The organism is Halorhodospira abdelmalekii, from assembly GCF_016583625.1.
In the GTDB taxonomy this organism is placed as follows: domain Bacteria; phylum Pseudomonadota; class Gammaproteobacteria; order Nitrococcales; family Halorhodospiraceae; genus Halorhodospira; species Halorhodospira abdelmalekii.
Genome location: NZ_NRRN01000040.1, coordinates 22,020 through 28,019 on the forward strand (window position 1 = coordinate 22,020; position 6,000 = coordinate 28,019).

Annotated in this window: 6 protein-coding genes; 2 read left to right on the top strand and 4 right to left on the bottom strand. The window is 64.3% G+C overall.

The features are described from left to right. Positions 1–108: 108 nt before the first annotated feature. Positions 109–867: a class I SAM-dependent methyltransferase gene (locus CKO15_RS10125; protein WP_200195774.1), complete on the top strand. Its 759-nt coding sequence runs from the start codon at positions 109–111 to the stop codon at positions 865–867. A 39-nt stretch (positions 868–906) separates the two neighbouring features. On the opposite strand, the gene znuB is transcribed toward CKO15_RS10125, so the two are convergent. Both znuB and CKO15_RS10135 read right to left on the bottom strand, forming a co-directional pair. After that, the gene (znuB, locus tag CKO15_RS10130; RefSeq protein ID WP_200195776.1) at positions 907–1,719 is read right to left on the bottom strand and encodes a zinc ABC transporter permease subunit ZnuB; all 813 of its coding nucleotides are present in this window, start codon (positions 1,717–1,719) and stop codon (positions 907–909) included. Next, on the bottom strand, positions 1,703–2,545 hold the full coding sequence (locus CKO15_RS10135) for a metal ABC transporter ATP-binding protein (protein WP_200195778.1): 843 nt from the start codon (positions 2,543–2,545) through the stop codon (positions 1,703–1,705). Before CKO15_RS10135 ends, znuB begins: the two co-directional genes overlap by 17 nt. A 244-nt stretch (positions 2,546–2,789) precedes the next feature. On the opposite strand from CKO15_RS10135, the gene znuA reads away from it, so the two are divergent. Next, positions 2,790–3,947 (top strand): zinc ABC transporter substrate-binding protein ZnuA, encoded by a 1,158-nt coding sequence (znuA, locus tag CKO15_RS10140; protein WP_200195780.1) that lies wholly within the window; start codon positions 2,790–2,792, stop codon positions 3,945–3,947. 55 nt (positions 3,948–4,002) lie between these two features. Here znuA and ectB read toward each other — a convergent pair whose 3' ends face one another. Further along, positions 4,003–5,289, bottom strand: a complete 1,287-nt coding sequence (ectB, locus tag CKO15_RS10145; protein WP_200195782.1) for a diaminobutyrate--2-oxoglutarate transaminase — start codon at positions 5,287–5,289, stop codon at positions 4,003–4,005. A gap of 29 nt (positions 5,290–5,318) precedes the next feature. Next, positions 5,319–5,813: a diaminobutyrate acetyltransferase gene (gene ectA, locus CKO15_RS10150; RefSeq protein WP_242464711.1), complete on the bottom strand. Its 495-nt coding sequence runs from the start codon at positions 5,811–5,813 to the stop codon at positions 5,319–5,321. Between the last annotated feature and the right edge of the window lie 187 nt (positions 5,814–6,000).

The window sequence follows — 6,000 nt, forward strand, 5'->3', positions numbered from 1 at the left end:
GCAACGACCCCGATCAGTACACGGGCCAGGCCACCGCGTGGGCCGCCGTTTCATCACCAGCGATGACTGATCCGTTGACCCATCCTGTCAGTTAGGGAGAACTCTGTAATGTCGCAATCTGCAGTCAAGACCGACGAGAAGAAGCAGCACTTCGATGAGATCTACGTCGCCGAGAATCCGGTGCCGTTCAAAGAGCAGATCCTCGATCAACTCGAATACGTCTCCGACGACTTCAACCGGCAGACCTTCGATCGGCTGATCCTGCCGTGGGCAGAGCGGCGCAGCAGCGACGCCCAACCGCTCTCCTTTCTCGATCTCTGCGCCTGCTTCGGCAACACCACGATGGCCACCCTCTACGGCATGGACTTTGAGGCGATCCGCAGCAACTGGCGCGATGCCGAGAGCTGTCAGCGAATCGAGGGCAGCCGCCGCTTCCCGGCGCAGACCACAGCCATCGACATCTCCGCCAATGCCCTGGCCTATGGCCGCAGCGCCGGCCTCTACGACGCCACGATCGCGGCCGATCTCAACGCCCCCGATGCCGAGACCCAACGCGCCGTCTGCGAGGCGATGACCCGTGCCGATATCGTGATCTCGACCGCCGCGCTGGTCTATCTTGAGCCTGAGGCGATTGAGCGCCTGCTTGATGCCTTCGTGCAGGCGCCGCGTGAGGGCTACATGCTGGTCAACTTCCTCAACCCCTTCGCCCTCGAAAAGGCCGATGCCACCAAGCGGGCGCTCTTAAAGCGGCTTGAGTTCGTCGGCAGCATGGCCTCGCGTCACCGCAAGATGTCGCCCCTAGAGCGGGAGAACTACCCCGGCGAGGAGTGGGCGCTGCTGGAGATCTGGGTGCTGCGCCGGCGCTAACCGCGGGCGCACGGGGCCGAACTCGCCCACAGCGGGCACTCAGCGCACCGCTGCCCCCGCCACCGGCCCGCGCAGCAAGGTCACCACGGCGAAGAGGAGTGTCGCCGCGACCACGATTGCCGGGCCGGTCGGCAGATCCCACTGAAACGACGCCAGCAATCCGGCGAGCACCGCCAGCCAGCCACAGAGCACGGCGATGACCGCCATCTGCTCCGGCGTCTGGGCAAAGGCGCGGGCCGCCGCCGCCGGGATGATCAGCATAGAGGTCACGAGCAGGATGCCGACGATCTGCATCGCTAAGGCGATCGTCAGTGCCATCAACCCCATAAAGGCCAACTGCACCGGCAAGACCCGCACGCCCTCGACGCGCGCCAACTCTTCGTGCAGGGTGATCGCCAACAGCGGTCGCCAGATCGCCGCCAATACCGCGAGCACCACCGCCCCGCCACCGTAAATCCAGTAAAGATCGCTCACTCCGACGGCCAAGATATCGCCGAAGAGGTAGCCCATAAGATCGACGCGCACCCCTTCCATAAAGGCGATCGCCACCATGCCGAGCGACAACGAGCTGTGCGCTAAGATGCCAAGCACAGTGTCGCTCGCTAGACGTTGACGCCGCCGCAACGTCACTAACAAAACCGCCATCGTTGCACAGACCACCAGGATACCGAGATTTAAATCGATCCCGAGCAAAAATCCGAGGGCGATCCCAAGCAGCGCCGAATGGGCCAGCGTATCGCCGAAGTAGGCCATGCGCCGCCAGACGACAAAGCTGCCGAGCGGCCCGGCAACCAGTGCCAGGCCACAGCCCGCTACCAGGGCAAAGAGCATCAGCTCATCGAAGATCAACATCGCGCTCGCAGTGTTCGTGGTCTTCGTGGTCTTCGTGGTGTTTGTGGTGTTTGTGGTCTTCGAGGTCTGAAGATTGGGTATGCGGATCGGTGTGGGCGTGCGAAAAGACGGCCGTCTCAGGCCCGAGGTGGGCGCCGAAGAGCTTCTGGTACTCCGGGTGCTCGACGACCGAGTGCGGCGCTCCGCGGCAGGCGACACGCCCCTGCTCTAGGCAGAGCACTTCATCGCTGGCGGCCATGACAAGATTCAGATCGTGCGAGACCACCACCACAGCGCAGCCGTAGCGATCCCGCAGCTCACCGATCAGCCGATAGAGCGCACCTTGACTGCGTACATCGAGTCCGGCAGCCGGTTCATCGAGGGCGAGCAACTGCGGGCGCCGCAGCAGCGCCCGCGCCAGCAGCACCCGCCGCAACTCCCCACCGGAAAGGGATTGCAGCGGCTGGCTCAGCAGCGACTCGACACCCGTCGCCGCGATCGCCTCCGCCCACTGCTGCCGTACCTTGCCCGCCAGGGCGATAAAGCGGCGCACACTGATCGGCAGATTGGTATCAACGGCGAAGTGCTGCGGCACGTAACCGATACGCAGCCGCCCACCACTGACACAGCGCTCGATGCGACCGGCGCTCGGCTCGCTAAGGCCAATCAAGAGCCGCAGCAGGGTCGACTTGCCGGCGCCGTTGTTGCCGACAAAGGTGGTGATGCGCCCGGCGACCACATCCAGGTCGACGCCGTTAAGGAGGGCACGACCGCCGTACTCGACACCAACTCCGGTCGCACGGATCAGTACCGGTTCGGATCGTAGCGCCGCTGCAGCCGTCACCATCCTCTCTTCTCTCCTCTTCAGAGGTGCCGTTCAGCCTCTCGCGCTGCGGCGGAGTCTATCACCACTCTAGATGCAATTAAATTGCAGCTAGGGCTCGGCTGGGCTATCATCGGTCGAAAGGAGGCGGCCACACGCAGGGGCCGCACGCAACACGCCTCCACGGCCGGCCAACGCCATGCGCCGCCACGCGCATGCGAGAAGAGAGGCGGGCACCGGGGGCCGACGCACACGCACCGGGGGCCGTATGATCAGCCGCGCACAGAGCGAGAATCGACCGTCTGTCACGGTCCACGCCGACCGCCAACCGTCGCCGCGCCCCGGGCGCCGCCGCCGTACCGGTAGGCGCTGCACGGCACTCCTACTGCTGTTTATCCTATGGCTGGCGTCGACCGGAGCGCTCGGTGCGCTGCCAGCGGCGATCAGCGGCGCCGGCTTGAGTGCAGTGGCGACGGCCCACGCCGCGCCAACATCGGCCGAAGAGTCAACTTCTCCACCGCAGGTCGTCGTCTCGATCAAGCCGCTGCACGCCTTGACCGCCGGGGTCATGGCTGGGGTCGCCGAGCCGTACCTGCTGCTGGCGGCCGGTGACTCACCGCACACCTACGCGATGCGCCCATCGGCGGCACGGGCGGTCCGCAACGCCGATCTAGTGGTCTATATCTCGCCGCACTTTGAACGTTTTCTGGAGTCGGCCTTAGAGGCACGCCGCAGTGGCGATCGTCGCAGTGACGAGCTAGCGGTCGCCACCATCGACGCCATTACGCTCCATAGCGGCCAGCGTGAGCACGCCGTCGATCTGGCGCACTCCGCCGGCGACTCGGCCCACGACCACGGCGATAAGCATGGCCACGATCACGACCATCATCACGACCACGAGCGCGACTACCACCTGTGGCTCGACCCGCACAACGCTAAGGCCATCACCCGCGCCCTAGCCGAGCGCCTCGCTGAGCTCGACCCGGAGCACGCCGAACGCTACCAAGCCAACGCCGCAGCACAGCAGAGGCGACTCGCTGAGCTCGACGAACGCCTACGGGAGCGACTTGAACCGATCGGGGATCGGCCTTTCGTCGTCTTCCACGACGCCTATCAATACTTCGAGCGCCGCTACGACCTCGCCGCTCTTGGGGCCGTTACGCTAGACCCAGAGCGGCAACCGGGCGCGCGCCACCTCCGGGAGCTGCGCGCGCAACTCGCTGAGCACGAAGCTGTCTGTCTCTTTAGCGAGCCGCAGTTCCGCCCGGCGACCGTCGACGCCCTCGCCCGCGGGCTGGATGTCCGAACCGGCGAACTCGACCCGCTCGGTGCTGGCCTCGAACCGGGGCCGCAGATGTACTTTACGCTGCTTGAACGCCTCGCCGACGCCTTGATCGACTGTCTCGCCGACGGGACGGACGGCTAGACCTCAGTAAGGGGGGGGGGGGGGGACGCTTACCCCCTCCCCCTAAATAGCCGCACTAGCCGCCAATACCGAGGCGCTTGATCGCCGCGCCCACCGCCTGCTCAATAATCGCCAGCCCTTGATCGAGCTCATCGTCGCTGATCACCAGCGGCGGCAGCAGTTTGAGCACATCGTCCTCCGGCCCCGAGGTCTCGATGATCAGGCCCAGCTCAAAGGCCGCCTCGGAGACCGTCCCGGCGATCTCTTGATCGGCGCAGAAGCGCAGCCCGCGCATCATACCGCGGCCCCGATGCTCACCCCGCGCCTCCGGGTAGCGGTCGATAATCCGCTGCAAGCCGTCGTAGATCCGCTGCCCCTTGCGCGCCGTCTCACGCTCTAAGGTGTCGTCACTCCAGTAGAGTTCCAGGGCGCGACGTGCTGTGGCAAAAGCTAAGTTGTGGCCGCGGAAGGTGCCGTTGTGCTCGCCCGGCTCCCAGATATCGTGCTCCGGCTTCACCAGCGTCAACGACATCGGCAGACCGTAGCCACTGATCGACTTCGACACGGTCACGACATCGGGCTGGATACCGGCCTCTTCGAAACTGAAATAGGGGCCGGTTCGGCCGTTGCCGGTCTGGATATCATCGACAATCAGCAGCAGCTCGTGCTTGCGACAGACCTCTGCGATACGGCGCAGCCACTCCATGCTACAGGTCGCCAGCCCGCCCTCACCCTGAACCGTCTCGGTGATGATCGCTGCCGGCTTATCGATCCCGCTGCCTTTGTCGGCGAGCAGCTTATCGACGTAGTCGACCGTATCGACACCGGGGCCGAAGTAGCCGTCGTACGGCATGCTCTCGCTGTAGGTCAGTGGCAGCCCAGCACCGCGCCGTTTAAAGGCATTACCGGTTACTGCCAGTGAGCCGACGGTCATGCCGTGAAAGGCGTTGGTGAACGAGACCACTTTGTGCCGCTCGGTCACCTTGCGGACGATCTTCAACGCCGCCTCTACGGCGTTGGTACCGGTCGGGCCCGGGAACTGCACCCGGTAGTCCATGCCGCGCGGCTGCATGATGTAGCGATTAAACGCATCCAAGAATTCGGCGCGCGCAACCGAGGCCATATCGAGGCTATGGACAATCCGATCGCTCTCGATATAGTCGAGCAGCACCTTTTTCAGCTCGGGGTTGTTGTGTCCGTAGTTGAGCACGCTCGCCCCGGCGAAGAAATCGAGGTAGGGATTGCCCTCGGTGTCGTAGAGATAGCAGCCCTGAGCGCGGTCGAAGGGTTTGGGAAAGGAACGGATATAGGAGCGCACCACCGACTCGTGGCGCTCAATCGTTTCGATTACGTTGATCGTCATAAGAGTGTGCCTCTTATCGTAGAGAAGGCTCAGCGCAGAGGCGCAATTCGGTAGAGCTCTTCGGCCTCATGGCCGGCTGGAAAGTGATCCTCGAGGAAGTAGGGGCTCTTGCTGATCGTCGCCCCGTACTCGCCGGCAATGGCGTGAAAGAGTCGCTGCGAGGCCTCGTTGCTCGGCGAGATGGTCGTCTCAAGGGTGGTCACATCGCCCATCCCGGGGGCCTCCAGAAAGGCCCGCACGAGCCGCTTGCCCAGCCCACGGCCCTGGGCATTCGGATCGACCCCGACTTGCCACAGAAAGAGGCTATAGGGACGCTTGGGCGGCCGCAGCCCGGTCACAAATCCGACCAGATGCTGGTCCTCCTCGGCGACGATGCACGTGTCAGCAAATTCCTGACACAGCAACAGGTAGAGGTAGCAAGAGTTGACATCAAGAACGCCGGTGCGCTGGACCAAGTGGTGGATTGCGGCGCCATCGGCCAACGTCGGCGGGCGAAGAACGAGACCGTCTGTGTGCTCTGACAAGGTAGAATGGCTCATCGCATTGCTAGGATGGGATATATTACAGCAGCCGCCCCGGACAGGGTCAAGCGAAGGGGCGGGAGGGGTGGTGCCAAGCGCAAGCCGCAAGCCGCAAGCCGCAAGCCGCAAGCCGCAAGCCGCAAGCCGCAAGCCGCAAGCCGCAAGCCGCAAGCCGCAAGCCGCAAGCCGC